Raw genomic sequence first — 22353 nt, 5'->3', positions numbered from 1 at the left:
AATATCACTTTGACCTCAAATTTACATCGTTTTCGCAGCTCAATCATGCATTGTTTCAGAAGAGGTGTGCTGTTGCGTTTGTGACTGGATCGAAGCATGGTGCATGTGGTGAAGGAATTGCCTTATTGTTTGTGTATTGACTCTTGAGTCGATTCCAGAAGCTTGACTATCATTGGTCGTTTTTTGCACATGTGGGGAAGCACGTCGCAAACAGCCATATTGTCGGGCTTGACAATTTTGAACGAGGAGTTTTCGTGCGCAAATTTGGGCGTATCCTAACCGCGGCCTCGGTAGCTGCCCTATTTATGCCATCACAGTTGATGGCCGTTGCGGTGCCTACCAATCCCTCCGACTCGGCGATAGCAACTGCGCACAGCGAGGTTGGCGATGCCGAGTCAAGCGTGACAGCTTTAGTGGCAGCAATTTCAGATAGTGAAGCCAATCTGTCTCGAGTTGAGTTGGAGATGGGTAAGCTGCGTGAGGGCGTTAATAAGGCCATCGTTGACTATCACCGAGCTAAAGACGAAGCTGACCAAGCACGTGCTAAAGTCGCCCAAGCACGCAGTAACTTAGAGTCGACCCAATCTGATCTCACTCGCGCGCAGCAATCGCTCGATGAGATTTCTCGATCAACCTATCGCAAAGGCGCCACGGGAGTTGTCGGGGGACTCGCGGGAACCACAACGTCTGAGGACGCACTGGCTCGCCAGACTTTCCTTCGCACCCGCGCTGAAAAGCAGAGAACAGTCGTTAATGAACTGGATCGACTTCGCACTCAACAGGCTAATGAGGAATCTCTCCTTCGCGAGGCGCGTAATATCGCTGAGGCCAAGGAGCGGGCCGCTCTCGACGCCAAGGAAAATGCGGAGCGAGCAATACGCGAAAACTCTCAAGAACTCGAGCGTCGACACATGGAACGTCAGAGCCTCGAGGCCGACCGCTCAGCCGCCCAGGTACGTTTGAGTCAGGCGCGCAGCACGGCCGATGCTCTCTACGCCCAACGTGAGGAATACCGAGCATTTGAAAAAGCCGAAACCGAACGCAAGGCCAAAGAGGCTGAGGCAGCGCGGGCCGAGGCTGCGCGAGTAGCTGCACAACAAGAACTGGAGAGAAAAGAAAGAGAACGCCAAGAAGCCGAGGCACAGGCCCAGGCAGCCCGAGAGGCACAAGCACAAGCACAGGAACGCGCCGCACAAAAGGAGGCAGCGGAGCGGCGTGCTGCCGCTGAAGCTGAAGCTGAAGCAGCGCGCAGGGCCCAAGAAACTGCGGCCGAGGTAGCCGCCGAGCAAGCGCGGGAGGCAGCTGCAGCCCAAGCCGCCGAAAAGCAGGCACTCGAGCTGGTTAATCTCGCAGCCGATGAACTCCTAAAAGCCTCCGATACCCCAGACCAGGGAGCCGCACCCCAAGACATCCCTCAAGAGTCGGTTGCGCCAAGCGCTGAGGATATAGCAGAGGATTCTAGTAATTCAAGCCCTAGTTCCCCAGAAGCCTCGGCGGTCGCTGACGACGAATTAGATTCCGCTATCCAGGATCTCCTCGTTAAACTCGATGAGATTGCGGACGAAACTCCAACCGGTAATGACATCATCACCGATGGTTCAAGGAGCGAACGCATCGAAGCCGTGATTGCCAGGGCACAGAGCGTGATCGGGACCCCTTACGCTTGGGGTGGTGGCAACGTGAATGGCCCTACGAAAGGAATCCGTGATGGCGGAACCGCCGATAGCTACGGCGACTTTAATAAGGTTGGTTTCGACTGCTCGGGCCTGGTCATCTACGCCTTCGCCGCCGCCGGCTTCGATCTGCCACACTATACTGGCTACCAATACAAGCACGGCACCAAGATCGACCCCAAAAATATGCAGCGTGGTGACCTCATTTTCTACGGACCCAACGCTGAATACCACGTAGCTATCTATCTCGGTGATGGCACAATGATCGAAGCTCCCCAATCTGGTTCAACCGTCCGTATCTCCGATGTACGCTGGGGTGGTATGAGTCCGTACGCTGTGCGTCTAATTTAACTCGCGCATTTTAAATATTCTCAGGCCGCCACCTCAACGGTAAAGGTGGCGGACTGAGAATATGGGAGGCCGCGGTGGGGCAGAAATGTCGCTTCAGGGTATTAGGATGGGTTAGAGTCATCCCTATGCACCTTTCTATTGATGCTCTTTTGCTGTTAAGTTTTGGTGGCCCAGAGAAGTCCGAAGATGTGATGCCTTTTCTGCGCAATGTTACGCGCGGCCGCGGAATCCCCGACGAGCGCTTGGAAGTTGTGGCAACCCACTACCACCATTTTGACGGATACAGTCCCCTCAACGATTGCAACCGAGAAATAGTAGCAAATATCCAATCGGAATTATCACACAGAGGGCGCAAACTTCCCGTCTACTTCGGAAACCGGAACTGGCACCCCTTTGCCGTTGACACCTCAGAAGAGATCGCTCGCGATGGGCACAAGACTGTAGCAGTTTTCGCGACGAGTGCATGGGGTGGGTACTCGGGATGCCGGCAGTATAACGAGGATATCTCCGCGCTACGCGAGCATCTCGCGGAACGCTCACTACCATCAGTCGACTTTATCAAGCTGCGGCAATTTTATGATCATCCAGAATTTATAGCCGCGAATGCTCATGCGGTGCGCGATACTCTCGCAAAATTTCAAGCCCTAAACATCCCACCATCGGATCTTCGCCTGGTTTTTACGGCCCATTCCATTCCCATGGTGGCCGACGAAAATTCTGGCACATTTGCGGATGGGAATCTGTATTCTCGGCAAATTCACGAAGCGGCCCGCCTTGTCGCTCACGCGGTAGACTTCAAGGACTACGACGTCGTGTGGCAATCAGCCTCCGGTGATGGTCGGATACCGTGGCTTGAACCCGATATACGAGATCACGTTGAGCAGCTTAACGATCAAGGCGTCAACAATATTCTGGTGTGCCCAATCGGCTTCATTTCAGACCATATGGAAGTTGTGTGGGATCTAGATAACGAAGTCCGCGACGATGCGCAGCGGCTGAATATGACGATCTTACGGGCGCCAACCGTCGGGCACACTCAGGAATTTGCGTCAATGGTGGTCGATCTCATCGACGAAAGTCTGGGTAAATGTCCTGCACAGCATTCAGGTACCGTGATATCGAAAGGAGTTACCTTAAATGGAGCTGCCTGTGAGTATCAATGTTGTCCGCCGGCACGGCGCCCCCACTCGACCAAGGAATAACTTATAGCAGCCATCCGAGCGTGTCGGATATATTTTGCCAAGCTAAGGAGTTGAGGATCGAAAGCGTGGTGGTCGTAGCGAATGTGGACTGCCTCCACAATGGCACTTACACGGTCGGCGCGCGCGATTAGTTGACCGGCCCGCGGCGGCAGATCTGCGGGCAGGCCAGGATTTTCATAGAAGTCACTGAGAGTCCCCACTAGAAGGCGGGGCTGGCTCGATTGATGCTGTAGCAGCGAATCTCGGCCTTCGATATAGTCCGCAGACCGGGCGGTGGCTTCCCGCAACAGGGTATCAGCTTCCCCCAGACTAATAGTAGAAAGCGGGCGACCTTGGTATGGGGCGGCCTCCCATTCCACTCCCGTAGCACGCTGATGGGGGATGAGCAGTGTGTGATGCCCGATCAATAAGGCTTCATTGACTCCTAAAGGTGCGGGAATAGGATCACCAGGACCACCAAGGAGGGCCATAAGTACTGGTGGTTTTGCCGAGGTGAGCATCTTTTGTCTAAGGAATTTCAGCAGTTCAAGCAGATTTTCCTCGCCGTCGTACAGCGAGTGTGCGCCTCCGAGGTCGCCTAAGGCATCTTTAAGGCTGTCAAAGGATTCGAATCCATAAAACCAGGCGCCGAGCCACAGGGTTATATTTTGAAGAGGCGAGTAGAAATCTTTCATTCTCCATGAGTTTAGTAGGCTAAGTGATCGTGAGAAATTACGGGGATATTTTTCAGCAAAAAAAGGGACCTCGTTACCCTGAGGTAGAGGTAACCATCGGATCGGTCGTCGAGGTGCTTGCTGATGGCTTTGTGGGCGCAATCATAGGTTTCGAGAAGACCTATGATGGTGATTTCATCCGCCTGGAAGATCGGCGTGGGGTTGAGAAACTCTTCAAACTACGACCGGGCGCCTTTCTCATCGAAGGCCAACGGGCGACCTTGAAACGAAAAATCGCAGCGCAGCAGCCACGTCGCTCAAATTCGGGATCTACGATGGTGGAAAACTTCAGTGCGAAAGTCGCCGCCCCTTCTCGTATTTGGGTCGAAGGTATCCATGACGCTGCAATCGTGGAAAAGATTTGGGGTCATGATCTCCGGGTCGAAGGCGTAGTGGTGGAATATCTCGAGGGGCTGGATAACTTATCCGCCAGGTTGCAAGAATTCCGCCCAGGACCAGGACGACGCATCGGAGTACTAGCCGATCACCTTATAAAAGGATCAAAGGAGATGCGCTTGACCCAGTCCGTGGGCGAGGATGTGCTGGTGACAGGACACCCATATATTGACATCTGGGCAGCGGTCAAACCTGAACGCCTAGGGTTGAGAAACTGGCCCGATATTCCCTTCGGAGAAGACTGGAAGATGGGCGTGTGTGAGCGTCTGCACTGGTCCGATCCGAAAGAAGGGTGGAATAGAGTATACCGAGCGGTGCACAGCTACCGAGATATTGATTCTCATCTCATCGGGGCAGTCGAACGGCTCGTCGATTTTGTCACTAACCCTGAATTGAAAAAGTCGGATCTTCTTTAGAGATATCGCAGTGCCCTTACGGACTCCTGCTATTTTTCAGTTCAACCGAGTAGACTGACCGTGTGGGCTCTTTAATCTGGGTTATTGCAGGGTTAGTTCTCCTCGTCGCCGAATTGGCGGTCGGGGAGCTGACGTTAATGATGCTGGGAAGTGCGGCGCTGTTAACCGGTGTGGTCGCCTTGCTAGGTATTCCAGTAGGCGTAGAGATCATAAGTTTTGGAGTCTTCTCTCTTATGCTTTTGATATTTCTCAAGCCAGCATTAAAGACCCGCTTCCTCAACCAGAATGTCTACCTCGATACCAGTCCCAAAGCGTTAGAGGGCAGTCACGCTCTCGTTGTCGAAGCTATAACAGCGCACAGTGGTCAAATCAAGGTAGATGGATCAATATGGACCGCACGTAGTCTCGACCCTAGTGTCACTTTCTCAGAAGGAGATACCGTGGCAGTGATTTCCATTGAGTCTACGACTGCCGTGGTCTGGAAAGTGTAGAACATAATGGTTACTCTCATACTCTTCGGGGTCCTGATTGTCTTGATCATCGTGACCGTTGCTAAGGCAGTGGTTCTGATACCTCAGGGCGAAGCGGCAGTAATTGAAAGACTGGGACGTTATACGCGTACGGTCTCAGGCGGTATCACTTTACTAATACCGTTTATCGACCGTGTCCGCCAACGCGTGGACACTCGTGAACGAGTGGTGAGCTTCCCTCCGCAAGCTGTTATTACTCAAGACAACTTGACGGTAGCTATTGATACCGTCGTTACCTTTCAAATCAATGATGCCGCCAAGGCTATCTACGGTGTAGATAATTATATTGTTGGTGTTGAGCAAATCTCTGTTGCCACTCTTAGAGATGTCGTAGGCGGTATGACCCTGGAGGAGACTCTCACTAGCCGCGAAGTCATCAACCGTCGGCTGCGAGGCGAGCTTGATGCGGCCACCACCAAGTGGGGCCTGAGAATTTCCCGCGTCGAGCTCAAGGCGATCGATCCCCCTCCATCTATTCAACAGTCTATGGAGATGCAGATGAAGGCAGATCGAGAGAAGCGGGCCATGATCTTAACTGCTGAGGGCCGTCGTGAATCCGATATCCGCACCGCTGAAGGTGAAAAGCAAGCGCGAATCCTCGGTGCTGAGGGTGAGAAGCATGCCGCTATTTTGCGCGCCGAGGCCGAACGCCAGGCAGCCATCCTGAGAGCTGAAGGTACTCGGGCAGCCAAGTTCTTGGAAGCTCAAGGTGAAGCGCGAGCCATCACTCAAATCAATGCCGCAATTAAGCGCTCCGAGCTCACTCCGGAAGTGTTGGCTTATCAGTACTTGGATAAGCTACCGAAGATGGCCAGCAATGAAGGCTCGACGATGTGGATGATCCCAAGTCAGTTCTCTGACGCTCTTGAGCACTTCGCCAAGAGCTTTGGCGATAAAGATCAGGATGGAGTATTCCGCTACGAAGTGCAGAAATCCGAGCCGGTCCAAGAAGAAGACGTGCCTGAGGAATGGTTATCGGCAAGCTCTAATCCCGAGATCGAGGCAGCGTTAGCGGCGGCAAATGCGGTGGCGCAGAAACCTGTGGATGAGGTCAACCCCATCCCGGGTCTTCCCACTCAGACGAGTCAGCTGCCCGAAACTTCCTAGAACTAGAGTTTTAGTTATATAGGCTGCACTGGTGTGCAGCCTATATTTTTTTCTCATCAGCTGCTTGGAGAAAGCGGACTGCCAGACGCCAACCAGCCAATTCCGCTTGCCATCCAGCAGCTTGCAAGCGCTGACTCATCGCCTGCTTTGAAATCCCCAGCTCCATGGCTGCTTCATTCTGAGTATATCCACGACGCATGAGGCTAGTTGCTTCGCGCCCTTCAGGGGTGCGCTTGTGAAGAAGATAGGCTAAAAGTATAAAGGCTCCCGCAATATCCTCGGCTTTTTCTTTTTGCCGCCTTATCCCAACCTTCACTACACCGGCACGGGCATGGGAGCCAAGAGTGGTACGTGCTAGTCGCCGCGCCTGCTCAGCTTGAGGGGCGATGGCGATAGCTATCGCCCAGTCTCCATGAGACAGAAGTGCAAGCGCAAGATCGCAGCATACTTCGGCAGAGGTTATGCACGTCACGATGTCTTCGACGCTGACTACTTCGAATTCACCAGCCCCCGGAAGGGTTGAAAGTCGTGCTGCCGAGGTGCGTACCAATTCCGCACGACGTCGTTCGCGACCGCGGTAGCGAGCATAGAGAACAAACATAGAAAATCCTTTGACTCTACAAAGACATGGACAGATAACTCTTATTCTAGTCCGAAGACTTGACTTGTGACGCATCCCCAAGTGGCAGGGTGTGATCTAGCCATAACCCAATCAATCCGACGAAGCCGAAAGCGACAGTGATAAGCAATGTAGTGGTATCAAAACTGCGAGTAAGAGCGTCGCCAAGAAAAACCACCGCAGCTGTTCCAGGGGCAGAACCGATGAAGGTGGCAATGAGAAAGCCACCTAAGGGAATCCTTGTCATTGCCACCGTATAATTGAGCAGCGAAAAAGGAATACCCGCGATCATTCTCAAGCTCATCACAGCTAGCCACCCACGTTGCTCGAGGTGAGAGTTAATGCGGGAGGCCGCTGGATGATCGAGGCGATCTAAGACAGACTGACCCACAACGTAGCGAACCAACAACAAAGAGAGGCCCGCTGAGCACGTGGTGGCGCTGAGTGCTATGGCCACTCCTAGCCACGGTGGAAAGAGCAACCCGGAGCTGAGCGTCAATAATGTCCGTGGAATCGGGAATTGCGTGATAGTGACATAGAGCAGGAAGAAAATTGGAATAAAAAAATACCCACTGCGGTGAGAGAGATCCTCCAGGGTTTCAAGCGATGGAATATCGATAAAGAGCACCGCGACCATGCCTATAATCAGCAGGCTCGAGAACGCGATACGGCGTGCGAGGGATAAATCCCGCCACGTTAGTTGGAGGAAGGATGTGAATTTCACAACGATTTTTAATGCTTGCTTCACTTTTTCCACTATATTTCTTCATTTGCGCGCTATATCTAGGCAAAGCAGGGCGCAATTGCTGCCTGCATTAGCTAGACTAATCGTAGTGCTCTGAATTTGCTTATCTCAGCAGCATGCCCAAATTACTAACATCACCTTCAAAGGTCGCGAGTGGGACACTCACGGCCTTTAAGCGTGGAAAAAGAGGGGAGTAGGTCCTTATCGTGACTGACACACGAAGTTCCTTAACTCAAGAGTTTGAAAACCGCCAGCAAGCTTGGTATCGAGCCGTTGCTGGAGTTTTTGCTCGGGTACAGAAAAAGGACGCCGCCGATATTCCTGACGATATCTGGCGAAAATTAATTAAAACTACCGGTGAGGGTATCCACATCAACCCGCTCTATACGCGAGCTGATGAAATTGACGAAGTGGCCCCTCCCGGACAATTTCCATTCCTCCGCGGACCCAAAGGCGCCGGTGAAGGAAATGAAGGGTGGGGAGTAACCGAAACCTTCGATTCCTCCCACAACCAGAGCGACGTGTTGCATGCTTTGGAAAACGGCACCACCAACCTAGTACTCAAAGGATCGGCCGATCTAGCCACCCTGCTCAACGGCGTGTACCTCAGCCTAGCGCCGGTGCGACTAGATTCCGGAGCAGACCTAGACAAGCAAGCACAGGCGCTCTTTGAGATTGTCGACTCCCAAGAGGACGATCCCACTGCTATCGAATTAGGCGCAGCCCCTTTGACCAGCCAGATTGATGGACGTGAAACCTGCACCCTCGACGAAGCTATTTCCTGGGCTAAGAAGAGCTCCCAGCGAGCACATACCCGTGCACTGTTGGTAGACGCGGTGTCTTTCTCTAACCAAGGAGCCACCGATGCTGAAGAAATTGGCCTAGCGCTCGCTGCCGGAGTGGAATATCTTCGCGCCTTAACCGATGCAGGTCTCTCTGTACCGGATGCTCTCGAGCAAATCTCCTTCCGCTACGCAATCACCGACGATCAGTTCTCCCAAATTTCTAAATTGCGTGCTGGCCGCGCTTTGTGGGCTCGAGTTGCGGAGATTTTGGGGGCACCAGAGCACGGTTCGGCTCCGCTTCACGCGGTCACTGCTCCCGTAATGTTCTCCCAGCGCGATCCTTGGGTTAATATGCTGCGTTCCACAGTTGCTGCTTTTGCAGCTGGTGTAGGCGGCGCACAGGATGTTGAGGTTCTGCACTTCGACTGGGCTATTCCAGGTGGTCTACCGAAAACCTCACGCACTTTTGCCAGCCGTATCGCCCGCAATACCAACCTGTTACTGCTCGAAGAATCGCATCTTGGGCATGTCATCGATCCTGCCGGTGGATCCTACTACGTAGAATCCTTCACTAAGCAGCTGTCCGACAAGGCGTGGGATGTATTTACCACCATCGAAAAGGCTGGTGGTTTGCAGCAGGCGGTAGATGCTGGCATCGTTGCGACAATGCTTGCAGAGTCGCATGAGGCAACGCGCAAAGAAATTGCGCTGCGCCGCAAGAAGGTCACTGCAATTAACGAGTTCCCAAATCTGCTTGAGGCGCCCCTGCCCGCACAACTGCGTCAAGAACCCGCAGGTGTTAAGCGGTGGGCGGCTGAATTCGAAGCCTTGCGTAACCGCTCGGACGCCTATCTTGAGGAACATGGGGCACGCCCCGCTATCGCTCTTATCCCGTTGGGGCCGCTAGCGAAGCATAATATTCGTACCGGTTTCATTACGAACTTGTTGGCCGCAGGAGGCATTGAATCCCACAACCCTGGTGAAGTCAAGCCAGGCACTGAGGAATTCACCCAAGCAGCTTCACAGAGCTCGATCGTGGTTATCTGCGGTACCGATCAGGAATACGAAGCCACCGGCGCTGCTGCCTTCGATGCGCTGCGCGAAGCAGGATGCGAAACTATTATGTTAGCCGGCACCAGCGGTCACGGCGTCGATGCCGATGACTATTTAAATCTTAAGATCGATGCGGCTGCAACTCTTGCCACGCTGCTAGATAAGTTGGGAGCATAAGCAATGAGCACGATCCCTAATTTCTCCGATTTTTCAGCACAGCCTGAAAATCCGACCTCCACTCAGGCCGATATGAGCGCCTTGAAAGACCAGCTTTGGGAAACCCCTGAGGGCATTGGGGTACCTCGCGTCTTCAACCGCGACGATCGCAACGATGCAGTCGCCGCCGAGCAGCTCGATTCTTTCCCTGGGATGCCGCCATTTATGCGTGGACCCTATCCCACCATGTACACCAACCAGCCGTGGACGATTCGTCAGTATGCGGGATTTTCCACGGCAGCTGAATCAAATGCTTTCTACCGACGCAACCTAGCCGCCGGTCAGAAAGGCCTGTCGGTTGCATTCGACCTTGCTACCCACCGCGGTTATGATTCTGATAACGAACGAGTGCTTGGTGACGTCGGTATGGCGGGCGTGGCCATCGACTCGATTCTGGATATGCGCGAGCTCTTCCAAGGCATCGATCTGTCAAGCGTGTCCGTTTCGATGACCATGAATGGTGCTGTGCTGCCAGTTTTGGCCCTCTATATCGTTGCCGCTGAAGAGCAGGGAGTAGCTCCCGAGCAACTGGCGGGCACCATCCAAAACGATATTCTCAAAGAGTTCATGGTGCGTAATACCTATATTTACCCACCGAAGCCCTCAATGCGAATCATCTCCAATATCTTCGAGTACACCTCGATGAAGATGCCACGCTTCAACTCCATTTCGATCTCTGGTTACCATATCCAGGAAGCGGGAGCGACGGCCGACCTCGAGCTCGCTTATACACTTGCCGACGGTGTGGAGTACATCCGCGCTGGTAAAGAGGTGGGCCTTGATGTCGATAAATTTGCCCCTCGTTTATCCTTCTTCTGGGGCATTTCGATGTACACCTTCATGGAAATCGCTAAGCTTCGCGCCGGACGTTTGCTGTGGAGCGAACTGGTTGCGAAATTCGAAAATAAGAATCCGAAATCGCAATCTCTGCGTACCCACTCCCAGACCTCGGGCTGGTCGCTGACCGCTCAGGACGTGTTCAATAACGTCTCACGCACGTGCATCGAGGCAATGGCAGCAACTCAGGGACACACTCAGTCCCTCCATACCAACGCCCTCGATGAGGCACTCGCTTTGCCCACCGACTTCTCTGCACGTATTGCCCGCAATACGCAGCTCTTGCTGCAGCAGGAATCCGGCACGGTTAGGCCGGTAGACCCATGGGCCGGCTCCTACTATATCGAATGGCTCACTGAGCAACTCGTAGAGCGTGCTCGCAAGCATATCGAAGAGGTTGAGGCAGCTGGCGGTATGGCACAAGCGACGATCGAAGGCATCCCGAAGCTTCGCATTGAAGAATCTGCAGCTCGGACGCAGGCCCGCATTGACTCTGGCCGTCAAGCACTCATTGGTGTGAACAAGTATGTGGTCACCGAGGACGAGCAGATTGAAGTGCTCAAGGTGGATAATACGAGGGTACGCGAAGAGCAGCTGGCTAAGCTGGAGAAGTTGCGCGCCGAGCGCGACGAAGATGCCTGCCAGCGAGCACTGCAGGCGCTCACTGAGGCAGCCGCAAAGACCGATAAGGAACCCGGCGATCTTGAGCACAATCTGCTCAAGCTCTCGGTGGACTGTGCGCGCGCCAAGGCCACCGTGGGCGAGATCTCGGATGCGCTCGAGAAGGTCTTTGGCCGCCACGAGGCTGAGATCCGCACACTCTCAGGCGTATACAAGGATGAGGTTGGAAAGGAGGGCCAGGTGAATAATGTCGCCCGCGCCATCGCTATGGCCGATGCTTTCGAGGCCGAGGAAGGCCGCCGTCCACGTATCTACCTCGCCAAGATGGGCCAGGATGGTCATGATCGCGGTCAGAAGGTTGTAGCTTCCGCCTACGCCGACCTTGGCATGGATGTTGATGTCGGACCCCTTTTCCAGACCCCAGCCGAGGCAGCCCGAGCTGCTGTTGATGCCGACGTGCATGTGGTGGGCGTATCCTCGCTCGCCGCAGGTCACTTGACATTGGTGCCGGCACTTCGCGATGAGCTGGCTAAGCTGGGCCGCGACGACATCATGATCGTCGTTGGTGGTGTGATTCCGCCAGGGGATTTCCAAGAGCTCTACGATGATGGCGCCGTGGCGATCTATCCTCCAGGAACAGTGATTGCAGAGTCGGCTATCGATATGCTCACCAAGCTATCGGCACAACTGGGTTTTGAGCTGGACATACCCGAAGATCTGAAGTAGCAAGTTAGTAACCCTAGGTTCTCCTTGCTGAGAAAGAAAACGCGTGGCCACTCGATGAACGTCTATTGGGTGGCCACGACGTTTACCTAGGAATAGCCTCCATACCTTGTCCTCGGGGTTCTTACAGCCCTGAGGGACCTCAAGAAGGGTGATGACATGCCCCACGATAATGAATATTTAGAGCACCATCTGGGCTCTCTCCTAACCACCGCCGGCACAGATTTGGGGGAGATCACCGCGGTACCCCCTCAAATCGTAGTGCGGGCTCGGCGTCGCATCGACGTCGATGAGCTTTTCCAGGGAGTCAGAGAAAATAACCGAACAATGGTTTCACGCGCGATAACGTTACTTGAATCGACAGCGCCTGCGCACCGCGTTCTTGCCCAAGAGTTGTTAGTCAAACTCCTGCCTTTTTCCGGTAATGCGCTCAGAGTCGGTATCACGGGCGTGCCCGGCGTCGGTAAGTCGACCTTTATCGAATCGCTAGGGCAGAAACTAATTCGCGAAGGTCATAAGGTGGCAGTGCTCGCCATTGATCCTTCATCCACACGTACGCGCGGATCTATTTTGGGTGATAAGACTCGTATGTCGAAGCTCACTCGCGAGGACAATGCGTTTATTAGGCCCTCTCCATCTGCCGGAACTCTTGGTGGAGTTGCCAAAGCCACCAGAGAATCCATGGTAGTTTTTGAAGCTGCTGGATTTGACGTCATACTCGTGGAAACTGTGGGAGTTGGACAGTCCGAAGTAGCTGTCTCTCAGATGGTTGATTGCTTCACTTTCCTTGCTTTAGCGGGTGCAGGAGATCAACTGCAGGGCATCAAAAAAGGTGTTCTTGAGATGGCGGATCTCGTGGCAATTAACAAGGCCGATGGATCCAATCTTAAAAATGCCAAGCGAGCTGCTAGGGAACTGGCAGCCGCACTACATATGGTGCGTCCTGAGAACGCCGAGTGGCATCCGCCCACCTTAACAATGTCGGCTATTGAGCATGAAGGTACAGATAAGTTCTGGGACTATGTTATGGAGCATCACGAGCAGATGCTCGAGTCGGGCCTCTTCGAGAAAAACCGTCGAAATCAACAGGTTCAGTGGATGTGGTCGATGGTGCATGAGACTCTGTTACAGCGCCTTAATTCACATCCGTCGGTCAAACAGGTTAGTGCCCTCGTAGAATCCCAACTGCGTGAGGCACAGATTACGCCTACCCTAGCGGCAGAGAAGATCCTGAACGCCTTCGATACTCAGGTTCCCTGAGAGTTTATGGCCTAAAGGCTATAATGGTAACCGTTCGCGATAATTAAGAGAAAGGTGAGAATTAATGGCTGATTACGGCCCACATCCCTATATCCTCAATATCGAAGAGAAAACTCTCAGCAATCCTCATTTTCGGGACACAGTCTGGACTGGCCAATTCCTTCAAATGACGGTCATGACCATACCCGCTGGGGGAGAGATCGGCGCCGAAGTGCACGACGACCACGATCAATTCTTAAGGATCGAGGCTGGCAAGGGTCGCGTGATGATTGGTGAGAGCGCCGAAGCTTTAGAAATTGACGAAATTATTGAAGACGATTGGGCTATTTTTGTTCCTGCCGGTAAGTACCACAATGTGGTCAATGCGGGTGAAGAACCTTTGAAGGTCTATTCAATCTACGCTGCCCCTGAGCATAAGAAGGGTACCGTGCATCCTACCAAGGATGATGCGGATAACGATCCTCACGAACATTAATTGTCGAAATATCAAAGTGCTCGGGATTTTAAGCCGAGCACTTTTTGCGCACTGTCTCATAGTGCGAGAGTGGGTGAGGGGTAAAGAAATATAAAAAGTCCCAGAAATAATTCTGGGACTCTTTTACTGTCTCAACACAGTGTGCCCGAGGGGGGACTTGAACCCCCACGTCCGTTAGTAGGACACTAGCACCTCAAGCTAGCGCGTCTGCCATTCCGCCACCCGGGCAATGAGTATCGTTTTCAGCCTCGCGGCTGGGCACTCACTAAACTATATTAGAGAGCTCAATCATTAACAAATCCGCTGGCTATGGGCTAAAAAGTGGAATCTATGGCTCATCTTTACCACGTCTTAGTTGAGCCAGCTCTGCGCTCAGGCGTTGGATCTCAGAGTTCATAACCTGCAGAGTTTCCATAAGTTCATCGTGACGCTGAGCTTCACTTATTTCCCCTTCTCTCACCGCATCGTTTTGCACCTGTTCGACCAGCCACGCCGACACCATTGCTGTGACGACACCAGCAACAGCAATTCCGGTGAGCATGAGGAGGGCGGCCACGATACGACCCTGGCTACTGATCGGTGAGATATCCCCGTATCCTACAGTGGTCACGGTGGTCAAGGCCCACCACAGGGCATCGCCGAAGCTGTGCACTGCCGTGCCGGGAGTCGTTACTTCCGCCTCGTAGAGGGAAATAGCTGCAACAATAATGATAAGTAAGGACGCTACTGACGTATAGAGAGCCACGGTCACCCGCGCGTTTGCAGCCGAGTAGCGTTGCAACAAAACCAAGGTGGGCAATACCCTGAGAGCACGTAACGGGCGGAACATAGGCAACATGATCATTGCGGTCTCCCACCAGTGACCAACCATCCATGCTGCCCTATTCTCAGCGAGGTATAGACGCACGAGATAATCAATGAGAAATGCCCCCCAAATGGCCCACATTCCCACCGCAGCCGCCTGGTTAAGGAAGGCCTCGTTATCGCCTAGGGCATTCCATGCATAGAGGAGTAAAAATGCCAGCGAGGCCACGAACATAGGCCCCTCCACCCGCCGTTCCCATTTCATTTGTGCAGAAGCATGATCTGGAATATCCGGAGCAAATAATTCGCGCACGAGCAGCATAACTTTGGCGCGCAGTGAAAGCGATGCGATTGCCTTGGCATGAGAATTCATGGTTTTATTCTTGCACTTTCACGCTATCTTTGATGCAACACTGATATTCCTCGGCGCTCGAGAGTGAGCGTAGTTAGGATGAAGGTATGACTTCATATGCACACGATCCACGTTTTCCAGGACCTGACCCTTATGCGCCGCTCAAGAATCTCCCCAGTTTTCCACTCGTGTCCGAGGATTTTGCGAACGGAGACCGGCTCCCCTCTCACGTGGTGGCTCCCGGCAGCGTAAGCCCACATCTGCGCTGGTCTCAGCTCCCAGAGGGCACCAAGTCACTAGCGATTACATGCTTTGATCCCGATGCCCCTACTGCATCTGGCTACTGGCACTGGGCTGTCTTTAATATTCCAGCGAGCGTAACCGAGATACCAGCTGGTGCCGGGTCCGCAGGTGGGGTTCTCACCACTCATCCTGGCGTGGTCACACTCGCTGGAGATTCTGGCTTGCGATCTCACTATGGCGCTAATCCTCCGTCAGGTCACGGGCCCCACCGCTATCTCTATGCGGTGCACGCTCTCGACGTTGATTCCTTGGAGATTGAACCCACCGCCACCGCGGCTGTGCTGGGATTCCACGTCTACTTCCATTCCCTCGGGCGTGCCATTTATTGGGGTTGGTACGAGAATGAGTAAGGGGGCACCGCCAGTCTCCGCGGCTCTTCGCGTGGGTGGTGCCTTTATTGCAATTGCGGTGGTGTTGCTGATCTTCACAGTGATGGAGATCAGCCAGCATGGGTGGATGGCGCCTTTTGCCGTCACTTTCAGATTTATCAACACTGTTGTAGCCGCTGGATTAGTAGGGGGCTATGCGACCACCCACATCAAGCAACGCCCGCACTTTACACAGCTCATTGCTCTGGTTGGGGCGCTACTACTTATTATCTCGGGCCGCTTATTTCCATCCACTCCGCTCATAGTGTGGGAGCAGTTCTGGATTCCCTCCTATGCAGTACTTGCCCTCATATGCGGCCTGTATATTAGGCGAAAGGCTTAGCATGAGGACGTATTGAGCATAACTCCCTGCATCGATATATCATCAATGCAGGGAGTTATTTCTTTCGTTCTAGTCAAGTGTCCAAGGAAGACCCGAACCCACCGCTTCGGATAATGAAGCGAGGTTATGGGCTCGCAGCTGTTCGGCCAATCCGCGGTGGATTTCACGAATCCAATCGGGGCCCCCATAAATGAGACCGGTGTAGCCCTGAATGAGGGTTGCGCCTGCGGCAATCCGTTCCCACGCCTGCCGAGCACTTTCAATGCCGCCAACACCAATCAATACCATCTCATCGCCTACCTTTTGATGCAGGCGTCGCAGGACGTCGAGAGATCGGGCGGCTACCGGGGGGCCGGATATTCCTCCAGCGCCCATATCCTCGACTATCGACGCATCAGTCGATAAGCCCTCCCTCGAGATCGTGGTATTGGTAGCTACGATGCCATCAAGATCAAGCTCAGAGGCAAGATCCGCAATGGCATCAATATCCGCATCGTTAAGATCGGGTGCGATTTTTACCAGAACTGGAGTCGAAGTTGCAGCCTTAACCGCACTAAGGATAGGTCGCAGCGAATCTACCGCTTGCAAATCGCGTAGTCCTGGGGTGTTAGGGGATGATACATTGACCACGACATAGTCCGCGAGATCCCCGAGCAGGGATGCGGAACGCCGATAATCATCCGCTGCTTCTTCGGGTTCGACAACCTTGGTCTTACCAATATTGATTCCAATAATACTTGCAGCGGAGCGCCTGCGGAGATTTTTGGCCACTTCCGTGGCGCCCGTATTATTGAAGCCCATTCGATTCAATATCGCGTGATCTTTAGGAAGTCTAAAGAGTCGCGGTTGCGGATTTCCTGGCTGCGGTGAGGCTGTCACGGTGCCCAGTTCCGAGAACCCAAAACCCAAGGCCTCCCAGGCATCGGGTGCGAGCCCATCCTTATCGAAGCCGGCAGCTAAACCGAGGGGCAGGGGAAAGACAGTTCCGAAAACCTCTTGCGCCAAAATGGGATCGTTCACTCGCACCATCTTGGCTAAGATCCAGCGTAGGGGAGGGATATTCTGCACGAGGCTAACACCTCGTGAGATAATGCCGTGGATGAGCTCCGGAGAGAGCTTAAACATCAGCGTGAGTGTTTTTTGATAGAGGGCAATCCTCTGGGGCGGAGTTCTATAGCTCATGACCTCATCCTAACCGTAGATACTTATTGTCACTGTTGTGCACGGGAAATAATCTGCAGGCCAGCACCTGATGCGGAGGCCGCTACAATATCGCCGTTGTCGAGGATCTCGATATTGTGAATATCGGAGACTCCTGAATACTGGACAATCTCTTGTCCAACTCCGCTTGAGATTGTATACCCACTAATGCTGGAATCAGCCGTCGTTGCCACCCACACGCTCTCGGTATTCTTATCCCATGCCAGGTCCCAAGGAGATTGCCCATGCGTGGGTGTGGTTTGATGCAGCCGGATCACATCATCGGCCAGATAGACGCCGAACTGATGTCCTATAGCATCTGCTGCCAAAGCCATACCATTGCTACCGGCAGAAATTTCACCCACACCTAGGCCCACCCGCAGAACGGCTCCAGCCTTGAGGGAGTCGGGGTAAATATTTTGAATGGTCGTATTGACCCTATTGGTGCGGTAAACGGAGTCGGGGCCGGCGTCGCGAGCTACGGCTATGAGCTGGTCAACTGGGCCCTCCATGGTAATAGAGTGCTCGTTACCCTCTTTATAGGCTAGAATTTCCTCGCTATCAGCATTACCCACAAAAAGGGTCCCGTCGCTAGTGCGTGCTACTGCTGTCACAGGCTTCGGCGTTGTTTGAATCACCAGCAGTTTCGGGTTCTTCGCGTCAATAGCATTGACCCCATCAGGACAAGCGATCAGAAAATCCGGAGCTGCAGCGGTCATATCGCCACATTTGGGATCCACCTCAAGGACAGCCGCTTGACCGGATCGGAAATCAGCAACCGTACCCACCGCTAGCTTGTCTTTCGAACGCAGCGCCAGGATATCGCCCACCCGTTCCATATCTTCAACATTGTGATATTTGGGGTCAAGATCAATAACGTCTCCATGGGGCACCGTGCCCGACACCCTCGGTTCGGGGAAAGCACTTCCCATACGTACCGGGAGTTTTTCTTCAACCGAAGGGGGATTACAGGCGGTAAGAGTTAGGGCAAGAATTGTCCCGAGAGCTTTATATTTCACAAGGAGAATGTTAGCACCGATCAGTGTCTGTCCACCCCGAAGGTTGGGTTGCTGTGTACTTTCTGGCCTGATGCATGAACGTTCGCCGAGAAACGAGTACGGTATACATCTGTGACTGATACTGCTGCAATTACCGAAGGTGCCCACATTCTGGCATCCGCCACGGATCCGACGGCTATGTCGTGGGTTCAGGTCGTGGTCCTCTCCCTCGTGCAAGGGCTGACAGAATTTTTACCTGTCAGTTCCTCTGGTCATTTAAGGATCGTCAGTTCGCTCTTCTTTGGTGAAGATGCGGGGGCCTCGTTTACTGCCGTTGTGCAGCTGGGTACTGAAGCGGCTGTATTAGTCTATTTTGCCCGAGATATCTACACGATTATAAGGCACTGGATCGTAGGACTGGTTCGACCCTCCCAGCGTGGTTTCCATTACACGATGGGCTGGATGGTCATTGCGGGCACCATACCGGTGGGCGTCATCGGATTCCTAGCTAAGGACTATATACGGGGCAATCTCCGCAATCTGTGGATCACCGCCACCGTCTTGATCCTTTTCTCCTTTGTCTTTATCGCAGCAGAACGGTGGGGGAGGAAAAAGCGCCGCTACGAAGATCTCACTATGACTGACGCTATTGTTATGGGTCTCGCTCAGTGTCTTGCGCTTATCCCTGGGGTCTCTCGATCAGGAGGGACGATCTCTGCTGGTCTTTTTCTTGGACTGGAGCGCGAAGTCGCAGCCCGGTTTAGCTTTCTGCTCGCTATACCTGCGGTCTTAGCTTCGGGCTTATTCTCGCTACCCGATGCTTTCGCCCCACAGACGGGCCAGGCTGCCTCTGGCGTTCAGCTCATTGTCGGCTCCCTTATCGCCTTTGGAGTCGGTTACGCTACTATCGCGTGGCTTTTACGCTTTGTTTCCCAGCACTCCTTTAGTTGGTTCGCGGCTTACCGCATCCCGGTGGGGCTGGCCACGATAGCGCTGCTCGCAGCCGGACTCCTAATCCCGTAGCAGCGGCTCGGTAGGGGCCGGTGTTAGCGAATCGGCGCAACGGTGATTTTTCGGTAAACTAGCGCCTATGTTTTCTTGGTCACGGCCCGACATTCCCCACCTCCCTGGCGAACCCATCGCGTTAAGCTTGTACGACACCGCCGATAGGGTAGTCAAACCAGTTGAAGTTCATCAAGGCAAGGCTGGGATTTATGTGTGTGGAATTACTCCGTACGATTCCACGCACTTGGGTCACGCCGCGACATATCTGACTTTTGACCTCATCAACAGAGTTCTCATCGATCAAGGTGCGCAGGTCCATTACGTGCAAAATATCACCGACGTCGACGATCCCCTCTTTGAACGCGCCCAACGAGACGGCCTCGACTGGCAGGCGTTGGGTACCAGCCAGATTGATCTCTTCCGTTCTGATATGACTAACCTGAGGGTTATACCGCCACAGGATTATATCGGGGCTATGGAATCGGTCGATGAGGTTATCACGCTCGTATCGCGACTGCTCGAGACTGGTGCTGCCTATATTGTCGACGATCCCGACTATCCCGATATATATGCCTCTGTTACGGCAACAAAGAACTTTGGCTACGAGTCAAATTATTCTCGGGCACTTATGGAAGAACTCTTCGCTGAGCGCGGGGGAGACCCACAGCGGGAATTTAAGAAAGATCCTCTCGATGCCCTAATTTGGCGAGCTCACCGCGAGGGGGAACCCTCATGGGATTCTCCGTTTGGGCCGGGTCGCCCGGGGTGGCATATCGAGTGCGCGGCTATTGCTGCTCATCGTTTGGGTAACCATTTCGCTATCCAAGGAGGTGGATCAGACCTCATCTTCCCCCACCATGAGTTCTCAGCGGCTCACGTGGAAGCGGCCTGCGATAGCCCGCGTATGGCCGGACATTATGTCCACACCGGCATGATCTCCCTCGATGGAGTCAAGATGTCCAAATCACTTGGCAATCTAGTATTCGTATCCCATCTCACTCGAGCGGGACACGATCCAGCCGCCATCCGTCTCAGTGTCTTTTCGGCGTCGTATCGCGCGTCGCGGGATTTCTCTCAAGATTTACTCGCTGCAGCCGAAGATCGACTCGCGCTATGGCGCAGCGCTATTAGCCGCGAGAGCAACCGTGCTCACGCCGAAGATCTTATCCAGTTTGTGCGTACGAGACTGGCAGATGATCTCGATACCCCTGGTGCTTTGTCAGCGATCGATCGTTGGGCTCATTCGGTAGTGGGGCAACCCCCCAGCCGTCAAACGCTGAGCGAGGCGGGCCAGCTCGTTCAGGTGGGGGTTGATGCACTATTGGGAATAAAGCTATGACGGGTACGTTTATCGAATATTTTGATAAAAAGGTGGAGAATTTTATCGCTGATCTGCGCACATTTTCGACTGGCTCTTATCTTCGAGCATCGGAAAAAGAATTCTGGGATCCACCATATGATAGCGAGCAGTTAGCTGAGCTGGAAAACCTCCTGCACGCCCTGGTCCGAGAGTGCGCCCGGATTGACGATCCCTCCTTGGTGGAATCGGACGAGTTTATTGTAGATACGACTTCCAACTGGCATCGGCGAATTTTAGAGTTCAACTACCGTAACGCTGATGCCATTATCGAGCCCGAAGAAGCAGCGGAACTCGAGGACCTTATCGCCGAGTTGTGGGCTCTCAAAGGAGTAGCTGAAGCACGGGTAACGGAGCTGCCGAGATTAACGGAAGCGGAGTACTGTTCCCACACTGATACCGTTTCCTACCGCGACGCCTCACTGCTTGGCTAGACCATGATCGCGATTTTCCGGCGATCCGAGGATTATTCGCTGACCGAGGGGCTCGAGTGTAGAAGATGGACGGAATAATAGTCGGTGACCACACAGCTCGCGGCGAGTGTATAGGCATCGTGGCTACTGGACTTGCACGATCGTTTCAGCATCGTGCACACGCTTTTTAACTCCTATCCGCCCTGACTGGCTCGCGCACGAGCATAGGGGAGGACTATCAAGAGTAAATATCAGCCACGAACACCCGCTTATGACCGAGGGCTTTTCTGTCTTAGAATCCTAGGAGTGCCGGAAGCTATATAAGCACCCATGAGAAAGAAGTGATAGATATGTCCCTCGATTATCTCCTCAGCCCAGAAGTGGCCTTTCCACTCATTATTGGAGTAGTGGTGCTAGTTGCAATAATTAGTATTGTACGAAGCCTTATCCGGAGGTTCTTCTCTATCATCTTTGCGCTGGTATTCTTCGGCGGCGGTCATCAAGTAGGGTTATTCGAGAATATTGCGCAATTTTTCCGTTAGGAAGGACACTCAAATAGATGGCTGCAAAACTTCGTGCCGTCCTGTGGGATATGGACGGAACTTTAGTGAACTCAGAACCTCTGTGGGAGATTGCTACCTACGAACTCAGTGAAGAGATGGGGCGACGACTCACCCCTGAATTACGGGCTCAGACGGTGGGGGGATCATTTGCTAATACCCTTCAAATTGCCGCGGAACACGCCGGTATTTCCTTAGATAAGCCTGCTTACGAGCATTTTGAACGTTTTATGGTGAAGCGGATGCAAGAATTGCTACCGCAGACTGAAATCTTTGCTGGTGTTATCGAGCTTTTGGGCGATATTCAGCAGCGAGGAATCCCTAATTTTATAGTCACTAATACCTCCAGAGAATTAGCTGAGCCCGTCATCGACACTCTCGGAGCTCACTATTTTGCAGGCTCCTTGTGCGGAGACGAGGTTCACACAGGAAAACCACATCCCCTTATCTACCGTTTATCGTCGGAAAGACTCCGGGTATCCACTCGAGAATGTCTCGTCTTTGAAGATTCCTACACTGGCATGACCGCTGCAACTCGTGCTGGGTGCGTGGTCGTCGCCGCTCCTGGCTCACAAGCTCAGCGCCCACCTGAGGTTCATGAGATCGGCATTAATTCCTATGCTGATATCACCTTTAATCGGCTCGAAGAATGGTTTAATTCCATAAGTCAGTAGCGTACCTGGGTACAGAGCGCTCACCTACCCCCATTGAGCGGTCACTACACAGAGCCGATCTGTACTTTTAGGCTCACAAACCCCCTGTATCGGTGTATGGTGAGTGGTGGTGCCGTCGAGGTAACGTAGCCTTGGTGCGAAACCTTTCAGAGCTAGGTTTCGCCTAGGTTAAAAGTGGCGCGCCCAGCGAAATCCTAGGATTTCGCGCTCCACCTTCTCAGCACCTTCTTACTGTGTAATAATACAATTTTAAG

The 22353-nt window shown here is 53.2% G+C and carries 22 protein-coding genes and 1 tRNA gene; 16 read left to right on the top strand and 7 right to left on the bottom strand.

Features of this window, described 5'->3' with window-relative positions:
• Window positions 1-305: 305 nt before the first annotated feature.
• Both NXS13_RS00530 and NXS13_RS00525 read left to right on the top strand, forming a co-directional pair.
• Complete coding sequence (locus NXS13_RS00530; protein WP_396124702.1) at window positions 306-2024, top strand: DIP1281 family NlpC/P60 protein; 1719 nt, start codon at window positions 306-308, stop codon at window positions 2022-2024.
• A 125-nt stretch (window positions 2025-2149) separates the two neighbouring features.
• Complete coding sequence (locus NXS13_RS00525) at window positions 2150-3226, top strand: ferrochelatase (protein WP_259289222.1); 1077 nt, start codon at window positions 2150-2152, stop codon at window positions 3224-3226.
• Here the strand turns inward: NXS13_RS00525 and NXS13_RS00520 are convergent.
• Entirely contained in the window at window positions 3181-3900 is a 720-nt protein-coding gene (locus NXS13_RS00520) for a hypothetical protein (RefSeq protein WP_259157784.1), read from the bottom strand. The two genes, NXS13_RS00525 and NXS13_RS00520, sit on opposite strands and share 46 nt — an antisense overlap.
• A 47-nt stretch (window positions 3901-3947) precedes the next feature.
• Here NXS13_RS00520 and NXS13_RS00515 point away from each other — a divergent pair, with 47 nt between their 5' ends.
• From NXS13_RS00515 to NXS13_RS00505, 3 genes are all read left to right on the top strand, one after another.
• Window positions 3948-4751 carry a DUF3097 domain-containing protein gene (locus tag NXS13_RS00515; protein WP_396124703.1) on the top strand — a complete coding sequence of 268 codons (804 nt, stop codon included), beginning with the start codon at window positions 3948-3950 and terminating at the stop codon, window positions 4749-4751.
• Between the two features lie 62 nt (window positions 4752-4813).
• Window positions 4814-5242 carry an NfeD family protein gene (locus NXS13_RS00510; RefSeq protein WP_259076891.1) on the top strand — a complete coding sequence of 143 codons (429 nt, stop codon included), beginning with the start codon at window positions 4814-4816 and terminating at the stop codon, window positions 5240-5242.
• Window positions 5243-5248: 6 nt separating this feature from the next.
• Window positions 5249-6388, top strand: a complete 1140-nt coding sequence (locus NXS13_RS00505; protein WP_259289221.1) for an SPFH domain-containing protein — start codon at window positions 5249-5251, stop codon at window positions 6386-6388.
• A 40-nt stretch (window positions 6389-6428) separates the two neighbouring features.
• Here the strand turns inward: NXS13_RS00505 and NXS13_RS00500 are convergent, their stop codons facing one another.
• Both NXS13_RS00500 and NXS13_RS00495 read right to left on the bottom strand, forming a co-directional pair.
• The gene (locus NXS13_RS00500) at window positions 6429-6989 is read right to left on the bottom strand and encodes a MarR family transcriptional regulator (protein ID WP_259076895.1); all 561 of its coding nucleotides are present in this window, start codon (window positions 6987-6989) and stop codon (window positions 6429-6431) included.
• Window positions 6990-7035: 46 nt separating this feature from the next.
• Complete coding sequence (locus NXS13_RS00495) at window positions 7036-7755, bottom strand: TVP38/TMEM64 family protein (protein WP_259289220.1); 720 nt, start codon at window positions 7753-7755, stop codon at window positions 7036-7038.
• A gap of 203 nt (window positions 7756-7958) precedes the next feature.
• Between NXS13_RS00495 and NXS13_RS00490 the strand changes: the two genes are divergently transcribed.
• From NXS13_RS00490 to NXS13_RS00475, 4 genes are all read left to right on the top strand, one after another.
• Window positions 7959-9767 (top strand): methylmalonyl-CoA mutase family protein, encoded by a 1809-nt coding sequence (locus NXS13_RS00490; RefSeq protein WP_259289219.1) that lies wholly within the window; start codon window positions 7959-7961, stop codon window positions 9765-9767.
• Between the two features lie 3 nt (window positions 9768-9770).
• Complete coding sequence (gene scpA, locus NXS13_RS00485; protein WP_259289218.1) at window positions 9771-11990, top strand: methylmalonyl-CoA mutase; 2220 nt, start codon at window positions 9771-9773, stop codon at window positions 11988-11990.
• Window positions 11991-12146: 156 nt separating this feature from the next.
• Window positions 12147-13247, top strand: a complete 1101-nt coding sequence (gene meaB / locus NXS13_RS00480) for a methylmalonyl Co-A mutase-associated GTPase MeaB (protein ID WP_259076904.1) — start codon at window positions 12147-12149, stop codon at window positions 13245-13247.
• A gap of 64 nt (window positions 13248-13311) precedes the next feature.
• A complete protein-coding gene (locus tag NXS13_RS00475) occupies window positions 13312-13722 on the top strand; it encodes a cupin domain-containing protein (RefSeq protein ID WP_259076906.1) in 411 nt (136 codons plus the stop codon).
• Window positions 13723-13864: 142 nt separating this feature from the next.
• On the opposite strand, the gene NXS13_RS00470 is transcribed toward NXS13_RS00475, so the two are convergent.
• Together NXS13_RS00470 and NXS13_RS00465 are read right to left on the bottom strand one after the other, a co-directional pair.
• A tRNA-Leu gene (locus NXS13_RS00470) sits at window positions 13865-13950 on the bottom strand.
• A gap of 100 nt (window positions 13951-14050) precedes the next feature.
• Window positions 14051-14899, bottom strand: coding sequence for a potassium channel family protein (locus NXS13_RS00465; protein WP_259289217.1), 849 nt, complete (start codon window positions 14897-14899; stop codon window positions 14051-14053).
• 86 nt (window positions 14900-14985) lie between these two features.
• On the opposite strand from NXS13_RS00465, the gene NXS13_RS00460 reads away from it, so the two are divergent.
• Complete coding sequence (locus NXS13_RS00460) at window positions 14986-15531, top strand: YbhB/YbcL family Raf kinase inhibitor-like protein (protein ID WP_259076910.1); 546 nt, start codon at window positions 14986-14988, stop codon at window positions 15529-15531.
• A complete protein-coding gene (locus tag NXS13_RS00455; RefSeq protein ID WP_259076917.1) occupies window positions 15524-15892 on the top strand; it encodes a hypothetical protein in 369 nt (122 codons plus the stop codon). The genes NXS13_RS00460 and NXS13_RS00455 overlap by 8 nt, the downstream gene beginning before the upstream one ends.
• 69 nt (window positions 15893-15961) lie before the next feature.
• Here the strand turns inward: NXS13_RS00455 and NXS13_RS00450 are convergent, their stop codons facing one another.
• Together NXS13_RS00450 and NXS13_RS00445 are read right to left on the bottom strand one after the other, a co-directional pair.
• Window positions 15962-17074: a quinone-dependent dihydroorotate dehydrogenase gene (locus NXS13_RS00450; protein ID WP_259076918.1), complete on the bottom strand. Its 1113-nt coding sequence runs from the start codon at window positions 17072-17074 to the stop codon at window positions 15962-15964.
• Between the two features lie 29 nt (window positions 17075-17103).
• Window positions 17104-18111, bottom strand: a complete 1008-nt coding sequence (locus NXS13_RS00445; protein ID WP_259157789.1) for a hypothetical protein — start codon at window positions 18109-18111, stop codon at window positions 17104-17106.
• 177 nt (window positions 18112-18288) lie between these two features.
• Between NXS13_RS00445 and NXS13_RS00440 the strand changes: the two genes are divergently transcribed.
• The 5 genes from NXS13_RS00440 to NXS13_RS00420 all read left to right on the top strand — a co-directional run bounded on the left by NXS13_RS00440 (window position 18289) and on the right by NXS13_RS00420 (window position 22099).
• Window positions 18289-19113, top strand: a complete 825-nt coding sequence (locus NXS13_RS00440) for an undecaprenyl-diphosphate phosphatase (RefSeq protein ID WP_259077104.1) — start codon at window positions 18289-18291, stop codon at window positions 19111-19113.
• Window positions 19114-19180: 67 nt separating this feature from the next.
• Complete coding sequence (gene mshC, locus NXS13_RS00435) at window positions 19181-20434, top strand: cysteine--1-D-myo-inosityl 2-amino-2-deoxy-alpha-D-glucopyranoside ligase (RefSeq protein WP_259076922.1); 1254 nt, start codon at window positions 19181-19183, stop codon at window positions 20432-20434.
• Complete coding sequence (locus NXS13_RS00430; RefSeq protein ID WP_259289216.1) at window positions 20431-20886, top strand: hypothetical protein; 456 nt, start codon at window positions 20431-20433, stop codon at window positions 20884-20886. The genes mshC and NXS13_RS00430 overlap by 4 nt, the downstream gene beginning before the upstream one ends.
• A gap of 329 nt (window positions 20887-21215) precedes the next feature.
• The gene (locus tag NXS13_RS00425; RefSeq protein WP_259076926.1) at window positions 21216-21407 is read left to right on the top strand and encodes a hypothetical protein; all 192 of its coding nucleotides are present in this window, start codon (window positions 21216-21218) and stop codon (window positions 21405-21407) included.
• Between the two features lie 17 nt (window positions 21408-21424).
• Window positions 21425-22099 carry an HAD family phosphatase gene (locus NXS13_RS00420; protein WP_259076928.1) on the top strand — a complete coding sequence of 225 codons (675 nt, stop codon included), beginning with the start codon at window positions 21425-21427 and terminating at the stop codon, window positions 22097-22099.
• The last annotated feature ends 254 nt before the right edge of the window (window positions 22100-22353 follow it).

Origin of the sequence: Corynebacterium sp. ES2730-CONJ, from assembly GCF_024834055.1 — a bacterium.
GTDB lineage: Bacteria > Actinomycetota > Actinomycetes > Mycobacteriales > Mycobacteriaceae > Corynebacterium.
The sequence above is the reverse complement of the archived record's forward strand: the minus strand, read 5'-3'. Positions and strand labels throughout refer to the sequence as shown.